Source organism: Streptomyces azureus, assembly GCF_001270025.1.
Classification (GTDB): domain Bacteria; phylum Actinomycetota; class Actinomycetes; order Streptomycetales; family Streptomycetaceae; genus Streptomyces; species Streptomyces azureus.
Window position 1 is genome coordinate 1 of the sequence record NZ_DF968375.1, and the last position, 16,740, is coordinate 16,740.

General features: G+C 68.7%; 13 protein-coding genes and 1 pseudogene. 5 read left to right on the plus strand and 9 right to left on the minus strand.

Annotated elements, in window-relative coordinates:
• The first annotated feature begins 4 nt into the window (after positions 1 to 4).
• On the plus strand, positions 5 to 985 hold the full coding sequence (locus AOQ53_RS30730; protein WP_174523375.1) for an arabinan endo-1,5-alpha-L-arabinosidase: 981 nt from the start codon (positions 5 to 7) through the stop codon (positions 983 to 985).
• Positions 967 to 2,403, plus strand: coding sequence for a family 43 glycosylhydrolase (locus AOQ53_RS30735; protein ID WP_059422223.1), 1,437 nt, complete (start codon positions 967 to 969; stop codon positions 2,401 to 2,403). Before AOQ53_RS30730 ends, AOQ53_RS30735 begins: the two co-directional genes overlap by 19 nt.
• 116 nt (positions 2,404 to 2,519) lie before the next feature.
• On the opposite strand, the gene AOQ53_RS30740 is transcribed toward AOQ53_RS30735, so the two are convergent.
• The 8 genes from AOQ53_RS30740 to AOQ53_RS30775 all read right to left on the minus strand — a co-directional run bounded on the left by AOQ53_RS30740 (position 2,520) and on the right by AOQ53_RS30775 (position 13,202).
• Positions 2,520 to 4,274 carry a pyridoxal phosphate-dependent aminotransferase gene (locus tag AOQ53_RS30740; RefSeq protein WP_059422225.1) on the minus strand — a complete coding sequence of 585 codons (1,755 nt, stop codon included), beginning with the start codon at positions 4,272 to 4,274 and terminating at the stop codon, positions 2,520 to 2,522.
• Positions 4,275 to 4,436: 162 nt separating this feature from the next.
• Positions 4,437 to 5,585, minus strand: coding sequence for an aldose epimerase family protein (locus tag AOQ53_RS30745; protein WP_059422226.1), 1,149 nt, complete (start codon positions 5,583 to 5,585; stop codon positions 4,437 to 4,439).
• A gap of 74 nt (positions 5,586 to 5,659) precedes the next feature.
• Entirely contained in the window at positions 5,660 to 6,904 is a 1,245-nt protein-coding gene (gene mmsB, locus AOQ53_RS30750; protein WP_059422227.1) for a multiple monosaccharide ABC transporter permease, read from the minus strand.
• Complete coding sequence (gene mmsA, locus AOQ53_RS30755) at positions 6,901 to 8,451, minus strand: multiple monosaccharide ABC transporter ATP-binding protein (protein ID WP_059422228.1); 1,551 nt, start codon at positions 8,449 to 8,451, stop codon at positions 6,901 to 6,903. Before mmsA ends, mmsB begins: the two co-directional genes overlap by 4 nt.
• A gap of 35 nt (positions 8,452 to 8,486) precedes the next feature.
• Positions 8,487 to 9,596, minus strand: a complete 1,110-nt coding sequence (gene chvE, locus AOQ53_RS30760; protein ID WP_408055206.1) for a multiple monosaccharide ABC transporter substrate-binding protein — start codon at positions 9,594 to 9,596, stop codon at positions 8,487 to 8,489.
• A 140-nt stretch (positions 9,597 to 9,736) separates the two neighbouring features.
• The gene (locus AOQ53_RS30765; RefSeq protein ID WP_059422232.1) at positions 9,737 to 10,705 is read right to left on the minus strand and encodes a glycosyltransferase family protein; all 969 of its coding nucleotides are present in this window, start codon (positions 10,703 to 10,705) and stop codon (positions 9,737 to 9,739) included.
• A gap of 288 nt (positions 10,706 to 10,993) precedes the next feature.
• A complete protein-coding gene (locus tag AOQ53_RS30770) occupies positions 10,994 to 11,998 on the minus strand; it encodes a zinc-dependent alcohol dehydrogenase (RefSeq protein WP_059422233.1) in 1,005 nt (334 codons plus the stop codon).
• Positions 11,999 to 12,038: 40 nt separating this feature from the next.
• A complete protein-coding gene (locus AOQ53_RS30775; protein ID WP_059422234.1) occupies positions 12,039 to 13,202 on the minus strand; it encodes a mandelate racemase/muconate lactonizing enzyme family protein in 1,164 nt (387 codons plus the stop codon).
• 242 nt (positions 13,203 to 13,444) lie between these two features.
• Here AOQ53_RS30775 and AOQ53_RS44960 point away from each other — a divergent pair, with 242 nt between their 5' ends.
• Positions 13,445 to 14,209, plus strand: coding sequence for an SCO2400 family protein (locus AOQ53_RS44960; protein WP_059422236.1), 765 nt, complete (start codon positions 13,445 to 13,447; stop codon positions 14,207 to 14,209).
• Between the two features lie 194 nt (positions 14,210 to 14,403).
• On the opposite strand, the gene AOQ53_RS30785 is transcribed toward AOQ53_RS44960, so the two are convergent.
• Complete coding sequence (locus tag AOQ53_RS30785; RefSeq protein WP_059422237.1) at positions 14,404 to 14,850, minus strand: MarR family winged helix-turn-helix transcriptional regulator; 447 nt, start codon at positions 14,848 to 14,850, stop codon at positions 14,404 to 14,406.
• Positions 14,851 to 14,951: 101 nt separating this feature from the next.
• Here AOQ53_RS30785 and AOQ53_RS30790 point away from each other — a divergent pair, with 101 nt between their 5' ends.
• A complete protein-coding gene (locus AOQ53_RS30790) occupies positions 14,952 to 15,974 on the plus strand; it encodes an NADP-dependent oxidoreductase (protein ID WP_059422238.1) in 1,023 nt (340 codons plus the stop codon).
• Between the two features lie 94 nt (positions 15,975 to 16,068).
• A pseudogene (locus tag AOQ53_RS30795) lies at positions 16,069 to 16,526 on the plus strand (organic hydroperoxide resistance protein).
• Positions 16,527 to 16,740 lie beyond the last annotated feature (214 nt).

Sequence of the window (16,740 nt, forward strand, 5' to 3'; positions counted from 1 at the left end):
CCGTATGAGCCGCTCCATCCTGCGCAAAAGAACCGCCCTGCTCGCCCTCCCCACCGCCGCACTGCTCGCCCTGATGCCGAGCGCGGCGTCCGCGTACCCCAACCCCGGCCGGGTCACCGGCGACATCGTCACCCACGACCCGTCGATGATCCGCACCTCGTCCGGCCAGTACCTGCTCTACGCCACCGGCGGCGGCATCGCCAGCAAGACGTCCGGCGACCGCACGGCCTTCCGGAACGGCGGCGACGCCTTCTCCAGCAGGCCCGGCTGGTGGCGGAACTACTCCTCCGTCCCGGAGGCCTGGGCGCCGGACATCTCGTACCACGGCGGCAAGTACCTGATGTACTACTCCGTCTCGAAGTTCGGCTCGAACACCTCCGCCATCGGGCTGGCCACCTCCAGCACCGGCCAGCCGGGCAGCTGGACCGACCAGGGCACCGTCTACACGTCGAACTCCTCCAGCGACTTCAACGCCATCGACCCGAACCTCTTCGTGAACGACGACGGCAAGTGGTGGCTGTCCTTCGGCAGTTGGTGGACCGGGATCAAGATGATCCAGATCAACCCGTCCACCGGGAAGCAGCTCGCCGGCAACACCACGCGCTACTCGCTCGCCTCCCGGCCGACCGGGACCAAGGCCGTCGAGGCGCCCTTCATCGTCAAGCGGGGCGGGTACTACTACCTCTTCGCCTCGTACGACACCTGCTGCAGCGGCACGAGTTCGACGTACAAGGTCAAGGTCGGGCGCGCCTCCAGCATCACCGGGCCGTACCGCGACAAGAACGGCGTCGACCTGATGAAGAACGGCGGCACGCCCGTGCTCGAGTCGCACGGCAACGTCATCGGCCCGGGCGGGCAGTCGATCACCAAGGACTCCGACGGAGACCTGATCGTCTACCACTACTACGACGGCAACGCCAACGGCACCCCCAAGCTCGGCGTCAACCTCCTGAACTGGAGCAGCGGATGGCCCGTCGCCTACTGACCCTGCTGGCGGCCCTGCTGCTCGCGATCGGCCTCGGCCAGCCCTCCGCGAGCGCCGCCTCCTTCTCCAACCCGGTCAAGTCCGTCAAGGGAGCCGACCCCTGGATCTCGTACCACGACGGCAACTACTACCTGGTGACGACGAGCTGGACCGACGTCATCACCATCCGCAAGTCCGCCACCCTCGCCGGGCTCTCCACCGCGCCCAGCGTCCAGGTGTGGAAGGGCGACGCCGCCTCCCGGTGCTGCAACATCTGGGCACCGGAGCTGCACTTCGTCAACGGCCGCTGGTACCTGTACTACGTCGCCGGGCAGAACGTGTCCGACTACAACCCCACGCAGCGCAGCCATGTGCTGGAGAGCGCCGGGTCCGACCCCATGGGCCCCTACACCTACAAGGGGCAGCTCAACTCCTCCTGGATGCTGGACCCGAGCCTGATGAACGTGGGCGGCCGGCTGTACATGCTGGGCAGTGCGGTCACGGGCGGGACGCAGAACCTCGTCATCGCGCCGATGTCCAACCCGTACACCGTCAGCGGCTCCTACTCGACGATCTCGACGCCGACGCACGCATGGGAGCGGCAGGGCGGCACCGTCAACGAGGGCGCGGAGGTGCTGCAACGCGGCGGCCGGACCTTCCTGATCTACTCGGCGAGCGGCTGCTGGACGCCCGACTACAAACTCGGGCAACTGGAGCTGACCGGCTCCAACCCGCTGTCCGCCTCCTCATGGACGAAGAAGTCCACGCCCGTCTTCCAGCGCAGTGACGCCAACGGGGTGTACGGACCCGGCCACAACGGCTTCTTCACCTCACCGGACGGCCGCGAGAACTGGATCGTCTACCACGCCAACGACTCCTCCTCCGAGGGCTGCGACAACGGCCGTACGACCCGGGCCCAGAAGTTCACCTGGAACTCCGATGGCACCCCGAACTTCGGAACGCCCGTCCGACTCGGGGCGAGCATGCCCGGGCCGTCCGGCGAACCGGCGTCCGCCTCCACGACCTACACCGTCTCCAACCGCAACAGCGGCAAGTGCCTGGACGTCGCCGGCAGCTCGTCGGCCGACGGCGCCAACGTCGTGCAGTACACCTGCAACGGCGGGACCGACCAGCGCTGGCGCCTGGAGGACCTGGGCGACGACACCCACCGTCTGGTGAACGTCGCCACCGGCAAGGCCCTCGACACGGCCGACTGCTCGACCGCCGACGGCGCCGACCTACGCCAGTGGTCCTGGCTGAACAACACCTGCCAGCGCTTCCAGTTCGTCGCCACGGACGGCGGCTATGTCCGCATCGTCAACAAGGCGACCGGCAAGGTGGCCGACGTGGCCGGCTGCTCGACGGCGGACAGCGCCGACGTACGCCAGTGGTCGTGGCTCAACAACGCTTGCCAGCAGTGGAGGTTGAACCCGGCCTAGTACGACGTCCCCGGGGGGCGGGGCTGTGCTTGATTTGCGGCTCCGCCGCGTGGGTGCGACAAGCCACAACGGACCCGCACCCGCCGCGCACGGAAACCACCTACGGCGAGAAGGCGCTACCCGGCCTGCCCCATCCCCGCCGCGTTGGGCCAGGCCTGCGCCCCCGGCCACCCGGTAGCCGGCGCCGGTGACAACCCGTTCGTCCCCCTGACCTGCGCGGCGGTCAGCCCACCCCGGGCGGGGACACCCGGCGGGGTGGGCCCGGTAGCGGCCGGCACAGGCGTGGGCATGGGCGCCGGCGCCGGAGCAGGGACCGGCGCTGGTGCTGGTGCTGGTCTCGGGACCGGCGCCTGCGCCACAGGTGCCAGCGGCGGTGCCGGCGCGGCCATGGGCTGAGGCGCCGGCTGCGGCACGGGCTGGGGCACAGGCTGAGGGACGGGCTGCGGCACAGACTGAGGCATCTGCTGCTGGCCCATCTGGCCCATCTGGCCCATCTGGCCCATCGGCCCGACCTGCGCAGCTGCCGGCATCGGCATCCCGCCCGCCCCCGGCGGCACGGCGGACGCGGCAGCGGGGAGCGGCATGCCGGTACCGGTGCCCGGGGCCGACGGCCCCGGGCCACCCGCACCGACGGCCTGAGCGGCAAGGCCCCGCATGCCGGATCCGTTGGTCTCGCTCACCAGACGGTCCACTGCCGCCGTACCCGAGCTGTAGCTGGTCCCGTTGCCCAGCTCGGGTACGGCGGCTCCCCTCCTGGACGTCCCGTAGAGCACCTGTTCCAGGCCGGACACCAGGCGACGCACGTCCACCTGGGGGCGCACGACGAGACGCAGGAAGCGGCTGGACGAACCGATCTTGTTGCCGCACTCGCGAACCAGGATCCGGTGCTCGGTGAGCATCCGGTCCCGGACCACGGTGCCCTCGGCGCCCACGGGGAGGCGCACGAAGAGGAAGTTGCCCTGCGACGGGTAGACCGTGAGCCCGGGCAGGGAGGAGAGCTGACTGGCCATGTCGAGGCGGTCGCGCCGCACCTGCTGGAGGCTCTGCGCGTACTCGGCGCCGTGCTCCTTGAGCATGAAGACGACATGCTCGGCGAAGGAGTTGAGGTTCCACTTCGGGAGCATCGAACGCACGCGCCCGGCGAGCGCCGGGTTGGCGACCAGGTAGCCGAAGCGGATGCCGTGCAGGCCGAAGTTCTTGCCGAGGCTGCGCAGCACGATGACATTGGGCCGCAGCATGGCCTCCTGGACGACGGACGGTTCGGCCTCGGCGTCCGCGAACTCCAGGAACGACTCGTCGATGACGATCAGGTCGAGGTCGGCCATCGCGTCCATGAACTGGACGATGGCGTGCTTGTGCAGGAAGCCGCCGTCGGGGTTGTTGGGATTGCAGATGACGGCGACGCGCGTGCCCCGGGCGCGGATGAACTCGGCGTACTGTGCGAGGTCGAGGGCGAAGCCGCTGGACTCCTGGAGCGGGAACATGTCGACCCGCTTGCCGGTCTCCATGGGCTGGTCGGTCCAGCGGCCGAAGGTGGGGACGGGGATGGCGAGGGACTCGCGGACGAGCAGGTGGTCGATCCAGGTGATGAGCTCGGTGGAGCCGTTGCCCATCGCCACGCACTGCGGCGGCAGCTGGAGCAGGCTGCACAGCTCGGCCGTGATGGTGTCGGCGCTGCTCGGGTAGTAGGTGATGATGTCGCGCAGTCTGGCCGACATGTCGTCGAACATGGCCGGGGTGGGGAAGTACGGGTTGCACGGGATGCAGAAGTCCACCGGCCCGGCGCCGTCGCCGCCCTCACGTGTCAACGCCGCCATCGACGGGCTGTGCGCCGCGGTGCTGCGGAACAGCGACGTGACGTTGTCGGCCATGGAACCTCCGTATAGGGCGGGCCCGTTGGGGACGGCCGGACCCGGCGTTTAAAGGCGGCCCGCGCGGGGGAGCGCGGGCCGCCCTTAGATACGGAGACCACGGTGACACTGTTCAACCGTCAGGAAACCGGTCAGAACTCGTGCCCTACCTGTGAAGGCTTGTCAGCAGCCGAACGTGTGGACCGTCGTCGTGCGGTACGTCTGCCCGGGCCGCAGCACGGTCGACGGGAACGACGGCTTGTTCGGCGAGTCCGGGAAGTGCTGCGTCTCCAGGCAGAGCGCGTCGCCCTGCCGGTAGGTGCGGCCGGACGGGCCGGTCAGCGTGCCGTCGAGGAAGTTGCCGGAGTAGAACTGCAGGCCCGGCTCGTTCGTGGCGATCTTCATCGTGCGGCCGGAGGCCGGGTCACGCAGGGTGGCGATGTGCTCGGGGCGGGCGGTGATGCCCTTGTCGAGGACCCAGTTGTGGTCGAAGCCCTTGGCGGTCACCAGCTGCGGGTGGGAGACGCGGATGTCCCGGCCGATCGGCTTGGCCTTGCGGAAGTCGAAGGGGGTGCCCGCGACCTTGGCCAGCTCGCCCGTGGGGATCAGACCCGAGTCGGTGGGCGTGTAGCGGGAGGCCGCGATCTGGAGCTCGTGGTCCTCGATCGTGCCGCTGCCCTCGCCGGCCAGGTTGAAGTAGACGTGGCTGGTGAGGTTGACGACGGTGGCCTTGTCCGTGGTGGCCTCGTAGTCGACGCGCCAGTCGCCGTGCTTGGTGAGGGTGTACGTCACCTTCGTCTTGAGCGTGCCCGGGTAGCCCATCTCGCCGTCGACGCTCGTGTAGTACAGGTGCAGGCCGACGTCGGAGCCCTTGGTGAACGGCTCGATGTCCCACACGCGCTTGTCGAAGCCCTTGGCGCCGCCGTGCAGGCTCTGCTCGCCGTCGTTGACGGAGAGCTGGTAGTTCTTGCCGTCGAGGGTGAACTTGCCCTGGCCGATGCGGTTGCCGTAGCGGCCGATCAGCGCGCCGAAGTACGGGCTTTTGGCGACGTAGTCCTCGATGTTGTCGAAGCCCGCGGAGACGTTGGCGTAGCGGCCGCGGCGGTCGGGGATCTCCAGCGACTGGACGATGCCGCCATAGGAGAGCACCTTCAGGCGGGTGCCCCCGTTCTCCAGGGACCAGCTGTAGATCTTGGTGCCGTCGGCGAGCTTGCCGAAGAGCGTCTTCACCGGCTTCCTGCCTCCCGTGGCGTGTGCCGTGCCGCCGAGCGTGGTGGCGGCCATGCCCGCCGCCGCGGCTCCCGCGATGACCGTGCGTCTGTTCAGTTCCATATGCGGCTCCGCTTCATTGGGAAACTGCGTGGGAAAGAACAGGGCCCCGCCTTCCGGCGGGGCCCCGATCTGACTTACGAACCGACCTTGCGCTTGTTCCACACGTCGAACCCGACCGCCGCCAGGAGCACCAGGCCCTTGATGACCTGCTGCCAGTCGGTGCCGATGCCGACGAGGTTCATACCGTTGTTCAGCACGCCCAGGACCAGGCCACCGATGATCGCGCCGAGGACGGTGCCGACACCGCCGCTCATCGACGCGCCGCCGATGAACGAGGCCGCGATGGCCTCCAGCTCGAAGTTGAGGCCGGCCTTGGGAGAGGCCGCGTTGAAGCGGGCGGCGAAGACCAGACCCGCAAGGGCCGCGAGCATGCCCATGTTCAGGAAGACCAGGAAGGTGACCTTCTTGTCCTTCACACCCGACAGCTTGGCCGCCGGGAGGTTGCCGCCGATCGCGTAGATGTGGCGGCCGACGATGGCGTTGCGCATCACGTAGCCGAAGCCGACGAGCAGCACGCCCAGGACGAGCAGCACGATCGGGGCGCCCTTGTAGCTGGCCAGCAGCATGGTCAGCGTCAGCACGGCGGCGGAGATCGCGACCAGCTTCAGCAGGAACAGCTTGGCGGGCGGGACGTCGAGGTTGAACTCCTGCTGCCGCTTGCGGTCACGGACCTCCTGGAAGATCACCAGGGCGATCATCGCGAAGCCCAGCAGCAGCGTGAGGTTGTGGTAGTTGGTGTTCGGGCCGACCTCGGGCAGGAAGCCGTTGGCGGCCTTCTGGAGGCCCTCCGGGAACGGGCCGAGGGTCTGGCCCTCCAGGAAGATCTCGGTCAGACCGCGGAAGATCAGCATGCCCGCCAGGGTCACGATGAACGACGGTATGCCGCCGTACGCGATGAAGAACCCTTGGATGGCACCCGCGACCGCGCCCACGGCCAGGCAGAGCACCACGGCGAGCGGCCAGGGAATGTCCTGTTTGACCATGAACACGGCGGCCATCGAGCCGACGAACGCCGTCAGCGAGCCGACCGACAGGTCGATGTGGCCCGCGATGATGACCAGCATCATGCCGATCGCGAGGATCAGGATGTAGCTGTTCTGGAGGACCAGGTTGGAGACGTTGCGCGGCAGCAGCAGGTCGCCGTCGGTCCACACGGCGAACAGCACCACGATCAGGCCCAGCGCGATCAGCATGCCGTACTGCCGCATGTTGCGGCGCATGCCGTCCATCACCAGTTGCAGAAGTCCGTCGCCGGTGGCCGCCCCACCCTTGCCGGGCGGCGCGGGGGCCGGCGTCTTGGCGGTCACGTCCGTGCTCATCGGGTTACCTCTTTGTCCTTCGTCATCTGACGCATCAGCGATTCCTGTGAGGCCTCGGCCCGCGAGAACTCACCGGTCAGCCGCCCCGCGGCCATCGTGTAGATGCGGTCGCACATACCGAGCAGTTCGGGCAGCTCGGAGGAGATGAAGACGACCGCCTTGCCCTGGGCGGCCAGCTGGTCGATGACCGTGTAGATCTCGTACTTGGCACCGACGTCGATCCCGCGCGTCGGCTCGTCCAGGATCAGCACGTCCGGACCCGAGAAGATCCACTTGCTGAGGACGACCTTCTGCTGGTTGCCGCCGGACAGCTTCCCCACCGGCTCGAAGACGGTCGGCGCCTTGATGTTCATGGACTTGCGGAAGCCCTCGGCGACCTGCCGCTCCTCGTGCTCGTCGACCACACCGCGCTTGGCGACCTTGTTCAGGGCGGTCAGCGAGATGTTCCGGTTGATGGTGTCGATGAGGTTGAGGCCGTAGTGCTTGCGGTCCTCGGTGACGTACGCGATCCCGTGCTTGACCGCCTCGGGGACGGCCTTCGTACGGATCTCCTTGCCGTCCTTGAGGACAGTGCCGCCCGCGTACCGGCCGTACGTCCGCCCGAAGACGCTCATCGCGAGTTCGGTGCGGCCGGCGCCCATCAGGCCCGCGATGCCGACGATCTCGCCGCGCCGCACCGTCAGGGACACGTCGTCGACGACCTTGCGCTGCTGGTCGATCGGGTGGAACACGGTCCAGCCCCGGATCTCCAGCGCGGGCGCCACGCCCTCCTCGGGCTCGTGCGGCGACCGCTCCGGGAAGCGGTTCTCCAGGTCGCGGCCGACCATGCCGCTGATGATCCGGTCCTCGGTGGTCTCCGGGGCCTTCACATCGAGGGTCTCGATGGTCTGGCCGTCGCGGAGGATCGTCACCGAGTCGGCGACCTTGCGGATCTCGTTGAGCTTGTGGGAGATGATGATCGAGGTGATGCCCTGCTTCTTCAACTCCAGAATCAGATCCAGGAGTTTGTCGCTGTCCTCGTCGTTCAGGGCCGCGGTCGGCTCATCCAGGATGAGCAGCTTCACCTTCTTCGACAGGGCCTTGGCGATCTCCACGAGCTGCTGCTTGCCCACACCGATGTCGGCGACGCGGGTGTCGGGGTGGTCGCTGAGCCCGACCCGCCGCAGCAGCTCGGAGGCGTGCCGCAGGGTCTCCCTCCAGTCGATGAACCCGCCCTTGGCGTGCTCGTTGCCGAGGAAGATGTTCTCCGCGAGGGAGAGGTACGGCGAAAGCGCCAGCTCCTGGTGGATGATGACGATGCCGCGCTGCTCGCTCGCCCGGATGTCCTTGAACTCGCAGACCTCGCCCTCGAAGAGGATGTCCCCCTCGTAGGTGCCGTGCGGGTGGACGCCGGAGAGGACCTTCATCAGGGTCGACTTACCGGCGCCGTTCTCCCCGCAGATGGCGTGGACCTCGCCCTGCTGGACGGTCAGCGTGACGTCCGACAGCGCCTTGACGCCGGGAAAGGTCTTGACGATCGAGCGCATTTCCAGGACGGGTCCCGCCATGGTCGTGCCTTCCAATCAGAGTGTGCCGGCGGTCTTTAGAGGTCGCTTGCCTTGATGTAGCCGGAGTCGACGACTTCCTTCTGGTAGTTGGTCTTGTCGACGGCGACCGGCTCGAGCAGGTAGGCCGGGACGACCTTCGAGCCGTTGTCGTAGGTCTTGGTGTCGTTGACCTCGGGCTTCTTGTCGTTCAGCAGCGCGTCGACCATGTTCGAGGCGACCTTGGCGAGCTGACGGGTGTCCTTGTAGACGGTCATCGACTGCTGGTCGGCGATGATCGACTTCACCGAGGCGAGCTCGGCGTCCTGGCCGGTGACGATCGGCAGCGGCTTGCTCTTGGAGCCGTAGTCGTCCGACTTCAGCGCCGAGAGGATGCCGATGGAGATGCCGTCGTAGGGGGAGAGGACCGCGTCGACCCGGTCGCGCTTGTAGGCCGAGGTCAGGATGTCGTCCATGCGCTTCTGGGCGGTGCCGCCGTCCCAGCGCAGGGTGGTGACCTGGTTCAGCTTGGTCTGCTTGGAGCGGACGACGAGCTGCTTCTTGTTGATGTAGGGCTGGAGGACGTTCATCGCGCCCTGGAAGAAGTAGCGGGTGTTGTTGTCGTCGTTGGAGCCGGCGAACAGCTCGATGTTGAAGGGGCCCTTCTTGGAGCCGTCCTTCAGGCCGAGCTTCTCGACGATGTAGTTGCCCTGGAGCTCGCCGACCTTCTCGTTGTCGAACGACGCGTAGTAGTCGACGTTCTTCGTGCCGAGGATCAGGCGGTCGTAGGAGATGACCGGGATGTTGGCGTCCTTGGCCTGCTGGAGCACGTTGTTCATCGACTTGTTGTCGATGGCCGCGATGATCAGCGCCTTGACACCCTGCGTGATCAGGTTCTCGACCTGTGAGACCTGCTGGTCCGGGTCGTCCTCGCCGTAGACCAGCTGGGTCTTGTAGCCCTTGGACTCCAGGTCCTTCTTGACGTTGTTGCCGTCGGCGATCCAGCGCTCGGAGGACTTGGTCGGCATCGCGATGCCGATGGTGCCGCCCTTGGCGCTGTCCCCGCTCTCCTCGCTGCCACCCTCGCTGTTCTGCCCGCAGGCGGACAGGGTCAGGGCGAGGGACGCGGCTCCGGCTATGGCGGCGAGGGCGGCTCTGCGGTTACGCATGATCATCATCCTTGATGTGTGTGCAGGGCTCGGTCTGGGGCGCTTAGTCGCTCCGGGGGGTCGGGCCGGAAAGACCGAGAAGAGATGTGTCGGATTGTGGTCGGCTGTGTCTTCTTTTGTGAAGGCGAGTATCCGGAACGTTATGACGAGATTTCGAACCGTTGTAGATCGCCCGGCATGCGCGACCCGAGCGGCGCCATGTCGCCGTCGGCCCCGTGGCGCGCCAGAAGATCCAGGGCGAGCCGCCCGCGCCGCACGCGCTCCTTGGCCGTGGCCAGGGTCAGCTCCCGCATGTGGTGCCCGTAGGGGTAGATCCCGGGCGCCTTCGACAGGCCGAACTTCAGGTAGAGCGGTGCGCCGCGCCGGATGAGCTCGGCGACCTCGTACATCCGGACGTAGCCGCCGAGGTCGTCGGGAGCCTCGATGTACATGTCCATCGGAGCGCCCGAAACCCTGCGGATCTCGGTGAGGTGATCGAGCGTCAGATCGCTCGGCACGTTGACGGAGTCGGCGCCGAGCCGCTCGTACACCGCGTACGCCGCCGGGTTGACCGGCCCGATGAGCGCGCTCACCTTGAGGGTCGTGTCGGCCGGGATGATGCCGGCGGTTCTCGCCCGGTGCAGCGTCCACAGCACGCCCTCATCGGCGACGAGCAGGCACTTGACGCCCAACTCCGTTGCCCGGACGGCGTCTTCGACACATCCGGCGACGGCGTCGTGGCCGCGGGCGCGCAGTCCGGCCCCCCGCGAGTCGGTGCGTGTCGAACCACCGATGTCCCACGTGCCGCGCGGGCCGGTGAACAGGCAGAGCTCGATGTCGCGCTCGCCGGTCGCCTCGACCATCTCGGTGATCTCGGCGTCGGAGAGCATCCACACGCCGCTGCCCTGGCTGATCCGGTGGATCGGCACGTCCATCCGCGAGGCCTCCTTCAGGACCACCGCCAGCGCCTCGGGACCCTCGCACGAGGGGATCTCGGTGCGCCAGCGGCCGCCGCCGGGGAAGGAGTGCGGCGAGGCGTCGGCGGGGTCGAGGGCGGGCGCGTTCAGGCCCAGCGTGGTGAGCACCTGCTCACCGGGCCTGCGGGCTGCCGTGGCGGAAGCGTCGGTCACAGGAATGTCCTTTGGTTCGGTATTTCGGACGAGGTTCGCGGCTTTGGGTAGGTCCCGGCGTCACATTCCCGTCGTCCGCCCGGAGGGCGGGCCTGGCGGTGTCTGGTGCGTGCGATCGCAAGGCGCCGGAGCGCCCCCGTGGCGGAGCCACGCGGGCGGTTCGGCAACGCGGCGAGCGTGCGTGCCAGGCGCCGCCAGGCAGGCGGGAATGTGACGCCAGGGCCTTACGGCAAGGCTGGGTGTACGCCGGTACGGGAGCCGTCAGGTTGCCCCCGTACCGGCGTACGTCTAGGGGCGGAGCAATACCTTGCCCACCTTCGGATCGCCGGCTCCCACCAGCTCGATGGCCTGCGGGAACTCGGCGAGCGGCAGCTCGTGCGTCACCAGCGGCAGCGGGTCGAGCAGACCGGCGGCGAACACCCGCACCGTGTGCGCCCAGGCGTCCGGCGGAGCACCGAAGACGGTGTGCACCTCCAGCTGCCGTACGACGAGATCGGTCGGGTCCAGACCGTCGGCCCCCGGCGCCGGGATACCGGTCAGGACCAGCCGGCCGCCGCGCCGGAGCAGGGCGGCGGAGATCTGTGCGGCGTCCGCGGACCCGGCCGTCTCGATCACCACGTCGAAGTCGTCCGGGAGCTCCTGGTCCTTCGTCCGGAAGTCCGTCGCGCCGTACTGCCGCGACAGCGCCTCACGGTCCCGGCGGGTGCCGACGACCAGCAGCTCCGCCGGCGAGTTCGCCTTCAGGAACTGCACGGCGAACATGCCGAGCGTGCCGGTGCCGACCACGGCGACGCGCTCGCCGGGCTGCGCGTTCGCCTTCAGCGCGGCCGCCGCGATACACGCGGCGGGCTCCAGGAGGGCCGCGGCCGTGAGGTCGCAGTCGTCCGGGAGGGCGTGCAGGAGGCGGGCCGGGAGCGTCAGCGTGGCCGCCATCGCACCCGGCTGGGTGAACCCCGTCTCCTCGTAACCGGCCGTGCACAGGGTCGTGTCGCCCGCGTGGCAGCGGTCGCAGACCTGGCAGTTGCGGAAGCCCTCACCGACGACCTTGCGGCCGACGAGGGACCCGGGGACACCGGCTCCCACGGCCTCGACCGTCCCGGACCACTCGTGGCCCGGGGTGAGCGGGTAGCGCACGTAGCCCTCGGGGCGGTTGCCCTGGTAGACCTCGCGGTCACTGCCGCAGATGCCGGAGGCGTGGACACGGACGAGTGCCTCGCCGGCCTCGGGCTGCCGGGGCTCGTGCGGGACGAGACGGTGCTCGCCCGGGGCGTCGATCACTACGGCGGTGCTCACGTCGCTCCTGGGAGTTTCGAAGCTTTCGATGGCCGGACGGTCACTGGCTGCCCTTGGGCTTGCGCTGCTCCCAGCCGTCCGCCCACAGGTCGAAGCGGGCCTGCTGCTGCGGGAACTCGGCGGCGGCGTCGACGTCCAGCTCCACGCCGAGACCCGGGGCGTCGGAGAGGTGGAAGCAACCGTCCTCCGGGTTCACCTGCGGGGCGCCCTTGACGACCTTCTTGATCTCCGCGTCCGCGAAGTCGTTGAAGTGCTCAAGGATCTTGAAGTTCGGGGAGGTGAAGCCGACCTGGAGCGAGGCGGCGGTCAGGACCGAGCCGCCGACGTTGTGCGGAGCCACCAGCATGTAGTGGGTCTCGGCCGTCGCCGCGAGCTTCCGGGTCTCCCAGATTCCACCGATATGGCCGACGTCCGGCTGGATGATGTCCACGGCCTGGCTCTCGAACAGCTCGCGGAACTCGATCCGGTCGTGGATGCGCTCGCCGGTGGCGACCGGCATGTCGACCTTGGCGGCGACCTTCTCCAGGGCCTTGAGGTTCTCCGGCGGAACCGGCTCCTCCAGCCACGCCGGCTTGAACGGCGCGAGCTCCTTGGCCAGGCGTACGGCCGTGGCGGGGGAGAAGCGGCCGTGCATCTCCAGCATCAGCTCGGCCTCGGGGCCGATGGCGTCCCGGACCGCCTCGATCAGGGAGACGGCGTACAGGGTTTCCTTGTGGTCCAGCTCGAAGTGGCCGGTGCCGAAGGGGTCGATCTTGAGCGCCCGGTAGCCGCGCTCCATGACCCCCTGGGCCGCCTTGTGGTACGCCTCCGGGGTGCGCTCGGTGGTGTACCAGCCGTTGGCGTACGCCTTGACCTTGTCGGTGACCTTGCCGCCCAGCAGCTGCCAGACGGGGACGCCGAGGGCCTTGCCCTTGATGTCCCAGCAGGCCATCTCGATCACGGCGATACCGGACATCACGATCTCGCCCGCGCGGCCGTAGTCGCCGTACTTCATCCGCTTGACGAGGTCCTCGACAGCGAATGGGTCGGAGCCGAGAATGTGATTGGCCTCGGCCTCCTTCAGGTAACCGAGAAGGGCGTCGGTGTGTCCCAGCATCCGGGTCTCGCCGACTCCGGTGATGCCCTCGTCGGTGTGCACCTGGACGTACGTCAGGTTGCGCCACGGCGTCCCGACCACGTGTGTGCTGATTCCGGTGATGCGCACGGCGGTTGTCCCTCGCAGCTTCGTCGGTTCAGTTCCGTCAGTCATTCCGTTCGACGTGTTCGAGATTTCGGCACACGTTCGAAATGCTGGCGTGACAGTAAAGACGGGGCGGTGTGAGTGTCAATGGGTCGCGCGCATAACGGTTTCGACAGTTTCGAAACCACGGGGGCGGCGTGTCCCTACAGAACCTTCACAGCTGGATCTAGGAACGTTACCGGCGCGGAACTTAATCTTCCCGCGTCATGGACTACTGCGACCCGTGCCGACGGCACCTCAACGGCGCGCTCGCCTGCCCCGGGTGTGGCACCTCGGCCGATGCGCTGCGCTGGCGTGAGCCGGAGTACGGCGGGTACGAGGCCGTTCCCGAGGGCCCGGAGGGCGTTCACGACCACTCGGACGGGTCGGGCAGCGAACACGAAGACGACGGTGAGCCGTCGGGGCGGGCTGCTCGACGGCGTGGGCGCGGGAACGGGCCGGTCGCCGATGGCCCGGGTGGCGGGACGAGCCGGCGGGACCGGAAGGCCGCGGCACATCGCCGTCGGCGGCGCCGGACACTGTTCGTCGCGGCGGGGTTCGTGCTGGCGGCGGGTGGGCTGAGCCTCGCGGAGCTCGGCATGGACTCGCCCGGGTCGACGCCGAAGCCGGCGGCGGCCGGGGGTGAGTCGGCGGACGGCGACGCGTCGGTGGAGGCGGGCGAGACGGGCGGTCCGGGCGAGGGTGCCCGGGCTGATGGAGTATCAGCGACCCCTTCACCCGGGGCATCTGACTCACCGTCGCCTTCCAAGTCCCCGAAGGCCGACAAGTCCGAGGACGCGAAGGGTGACGAGACGCCGAAGGCCTCCGACCCGGCCTCGGCCGACCCGCCCCTCGCTCGCACGACACCGGCCCCGACGGCCGCCCAGCCGGACCCGGCCCCGACCCGGACCGCGGCCCCGACGACCGCACCCGCGAACCCGGAACCGTCCCCCTCGGAGACCTGCAACCGTTTCCTGTGGTGGTGCACGTAGCGCGTGGGAGACGACGATGGGGGTGTCCGCTCAGCTGCGGGCAGTCGTGCCGCTTGGGGCGATGAGGGCCCCTGCTCGAGCGGAGTCGAGAGCTTGGGGGTGGGCGCAGCGGCATCTCGTCGCGCCGAGCTGCGCAACGTCCCGGCCCCAGCGCCGATCCGCAGTACCGAGAAACGCCCCGGACCGCCCCGACCTCACCCCACCATCGCCCGCAACGCATCCCGCAGCGCCACCCTCCCTCCCTCCGAAAGCCCGGCCAACGGCTCCCGGGCGAACCGCAGCGACTCCCGCAGGCTCCGGGCCACCCGCCGCCCCTCGCTCGTCGCCGCCGCCACCTTCACCCTCCGGTCCGCGGGATCCGGCCGCCGCTCCACCAGCCCCCGCGCCTCCAGCCGGTCCACGATCCCCGTGACGTTCGACGGCTCGCACTTCAACCGCTGGGCAAGTCTCCGCATCGGCAGCGGCTCAAGGCACAGCAGACTCAGCAGCCGCGCCTGCGCCCCGGTCAGCGCATGCTCCGCCGCCGCCTCCTCGTAGTCCTGGTGGAACCGCGCCACGACCTCCCCGATGAGCTCCATGACCTCAAGGGTCAGCGGGTCGGGGCGGTGGCTGTTCTGGGGGGTGGATGTGGTGGAGGCCATGAAATCGAGGGTACCCGGTTATTTGACAACCTGAAATTTTCAGGAGCATGGTGTTTCAGGTACTGAAACATTTGCTTCGAGTCACCGAGGAAAGGCGAATCATGACCGACACCCCCACCCTCCCCGCCGTCAGCCGCGAATGGCACCTGGCCAGCCGCCCTGTCGGCTGGCCGAAGCCCGAGGACTTCGCCTTCGTCGAGGCGGAGGTTCCGCAGCCGGGTGAGGGGCAGGTCCTCGTGCGGAACAAGTACCTCTCCGTGGACCCGTACATGCGCGGCCGTATGAGCGACGCGAAGTCCTACGTCGCCCCGTTCGAGCTCGGCAAGGTCATGCAGGGCGGTGCCGTCGGCGAGGTCGTGGCCTCCAACGCGGAGGGGCTGTCCGTGGGCGACCACGTGCTGCACTTCCTCGGGTGGCGCGAGTACGCTGTCGTGGCCGCGAAGAACGCCGTCAAGGTGGACCCGGACGCCGCGCCGCTGTCGACGTACCTCGGTGTGCTGGGCATGACCGGCCTGACCGCCTACGCGGGGCTGCTGCGCACCGCCGCCTTCAAAGAGGGCGACACCGTGTTCGTGTCCGGTGCCGCCGGTGCCGTGGGCGGCCAGGTCGGGCAGATCGCCCGGCTGAAGGGTGCCTCGCGGGTCATCGGGTCCGCCGGGTCGGCGGAGAAGGTGAAGGTGCTCGTCGAGGAGTACGGCTTCGACGCCGCCTTCAACTACAAGGACGGTCCTGTGAGCAAGCAGCTGCGCGCTGCCGCTCCCGACGGGATCGACGTGTACTTCGACAATGTCGGCGGCGATCACCTGGAGGCCGCCATCGGGTCCCTCAACGAGGGCGGGCGGATCGCCGTCTGCGGGATGATCTCCGTGTACAACAACACCGAGCCCGCCCCGGGCCCGAGGAACCTCGCCCGCCTGATCCAGACCCGCGGCCGTATCGAGGGCTTCCTGGTCGGGGACCACTACGACCTTCAGCCGGAGTTCGTGCGCGAGGTCGCCCCCTGGGTCGCCTCCGGTGAGCTGAAGTACCGGGAGACCGTCGTCGAGGGCATCGAGAACAACCTCGAGGCGTTCCTGGGCGTGCTGCGCGGTGACAACACCGGGAAGATGATCGTCAAGCTCTGACGCCTTCTGTCACCTTCCGGCATGCGGTAAGTTTTTTCCGAATCTGCTCGGCCCGGGCGCGAGCCGTGGCGGACGACGGAAGGAACACCACCGCATGCCCATCCAGCAGTCCGACGTCCTGTACACCGCCGTCGCCACCGCCGAGGGCGGGCGCGACGGGCGGGTCGCCACCGACGACGGCAAGCTCGACGTCGTCGTCAACCCGCCGAAGGAGCTGGGCGGCAGTGGCGCCGGGACCAACCCGGAGCAGCTGTTCGCCGCCGGCTACAGCGCCTGCTTCCAGGGCGCTCTCGGCGTCGTCGCCCGCCAGGAGGGGGCCGACCTCACCGGGTCGACCTTCCCCAAGCTCTCAACTTCGTTCGAGCAGGGGAGACCCCTATCGCGAAGGTCGGCCTCGGGAAGAACGGGGACGGGTTCGGGATCATCGTGGAGATCTCCGCCGACATTCCCAAGGTGGACCGGGGCACCGCGCGGTCGCTCGTCGAGAAGGCCCATGACGTGTGTCCCTACTCGAAGGCGACCCGCGGGAACATCACCGTGACGTTGGCCTGACCGCCGTCGTTGCGTACGCGGAGGCCGCACCCTTGGACGTGGGGTGCGGCCTTCGCCCGTGCCCGGGCTAGTGCCCCGGCAGGCAACGTTCGCCCCGTCGCGACGCCCGGTACGCCCTCTCGCCGCACCGGACGAAAGCCCGAGTGCATCCAGTACGAGGGCTTCCGGCCGGCACTCCCCCGAGCTCTTCGAGCAGGGGGTACCCCCAGAGCAC

What these genes read in the sequence shown, in the direction of transcription:
- AOQ53_RS30785 (WP_059422237.1), bottom strand. Translation starts at nt 14,850, where the DNA reads ATGGCCTCCACCACATCCACCCCCCAGAACAGCCACCGCCCCGACCCG.
- AOQ53_RS30740 (WP_059422225.1), bottom strand. Translation starts at nt 4,274, where the DNA reads ATGGCCGACAACGTCACGTCGCTGTTCCGCAGCACCGCGGCGCACAGC.
- mmsA (WP_059422228.1), bottom strand. Translation starts at nt 8,451, where the DNA reads ATGGCGGGACCCGTCCTGGAAATGCGCTCGATCGTCAAGACCTTTCCC.
- AOQ53_RS44960 (WP_059422236.1), top strand. Translation starts at nt 13,445, where the DNA reads ATGGACTACTGCGACCCGTGCCGACGGCACCTCAACGGCGCGCTCGCC.
- AOQ53_RS30745 (WP_059422226.1), bottom strand. Translation starts at nt 5,585, where the DNA reads ATGGAACTGAACAGACGCACGGTCATCGCGGGAGCCGCGGCGGCGGGC.
- mmsB (WP_059422227.1), bottom strand. Translation starts at nt 6,904, where the DNA reads ATGAGCACGGACGTGACCGCCAAGACGCCGGCCCCCGCGCCGCCCGGC.
- AOQ53_RS30790 (WP_059422238.1), top strand. Translation starts at nt 14,952, where the DNA reads ATGACCGACACCCCCACCCTCCCCGCCGTCAGCCGCGAATGGCACCTG.
- AOQ53_RS30735 (WP_059422223.1), top strand. Translation starts at nt 967, where the DNA reads ATGGCCCGTCGCCTACTGACCCTGCTGGCGGCCCTGCTGCTCGCGATC.
- AOQ53_RS30730 (WP_174523375.1), top strand. Translation starts at nt 5, where the DNA reads ATGAGCCGCTCCATCCTGCGCAAAAGAACCGCCCTGCTCGCCCTCCCC.
- chvE (WP_408055206.1), bottom strand. Translation starts at nt 9,596, where the DNA reads ATGCGTAACCGCAGAGCCGCCCTCGCCGCCATAGCCGGAGCCGCGTCC.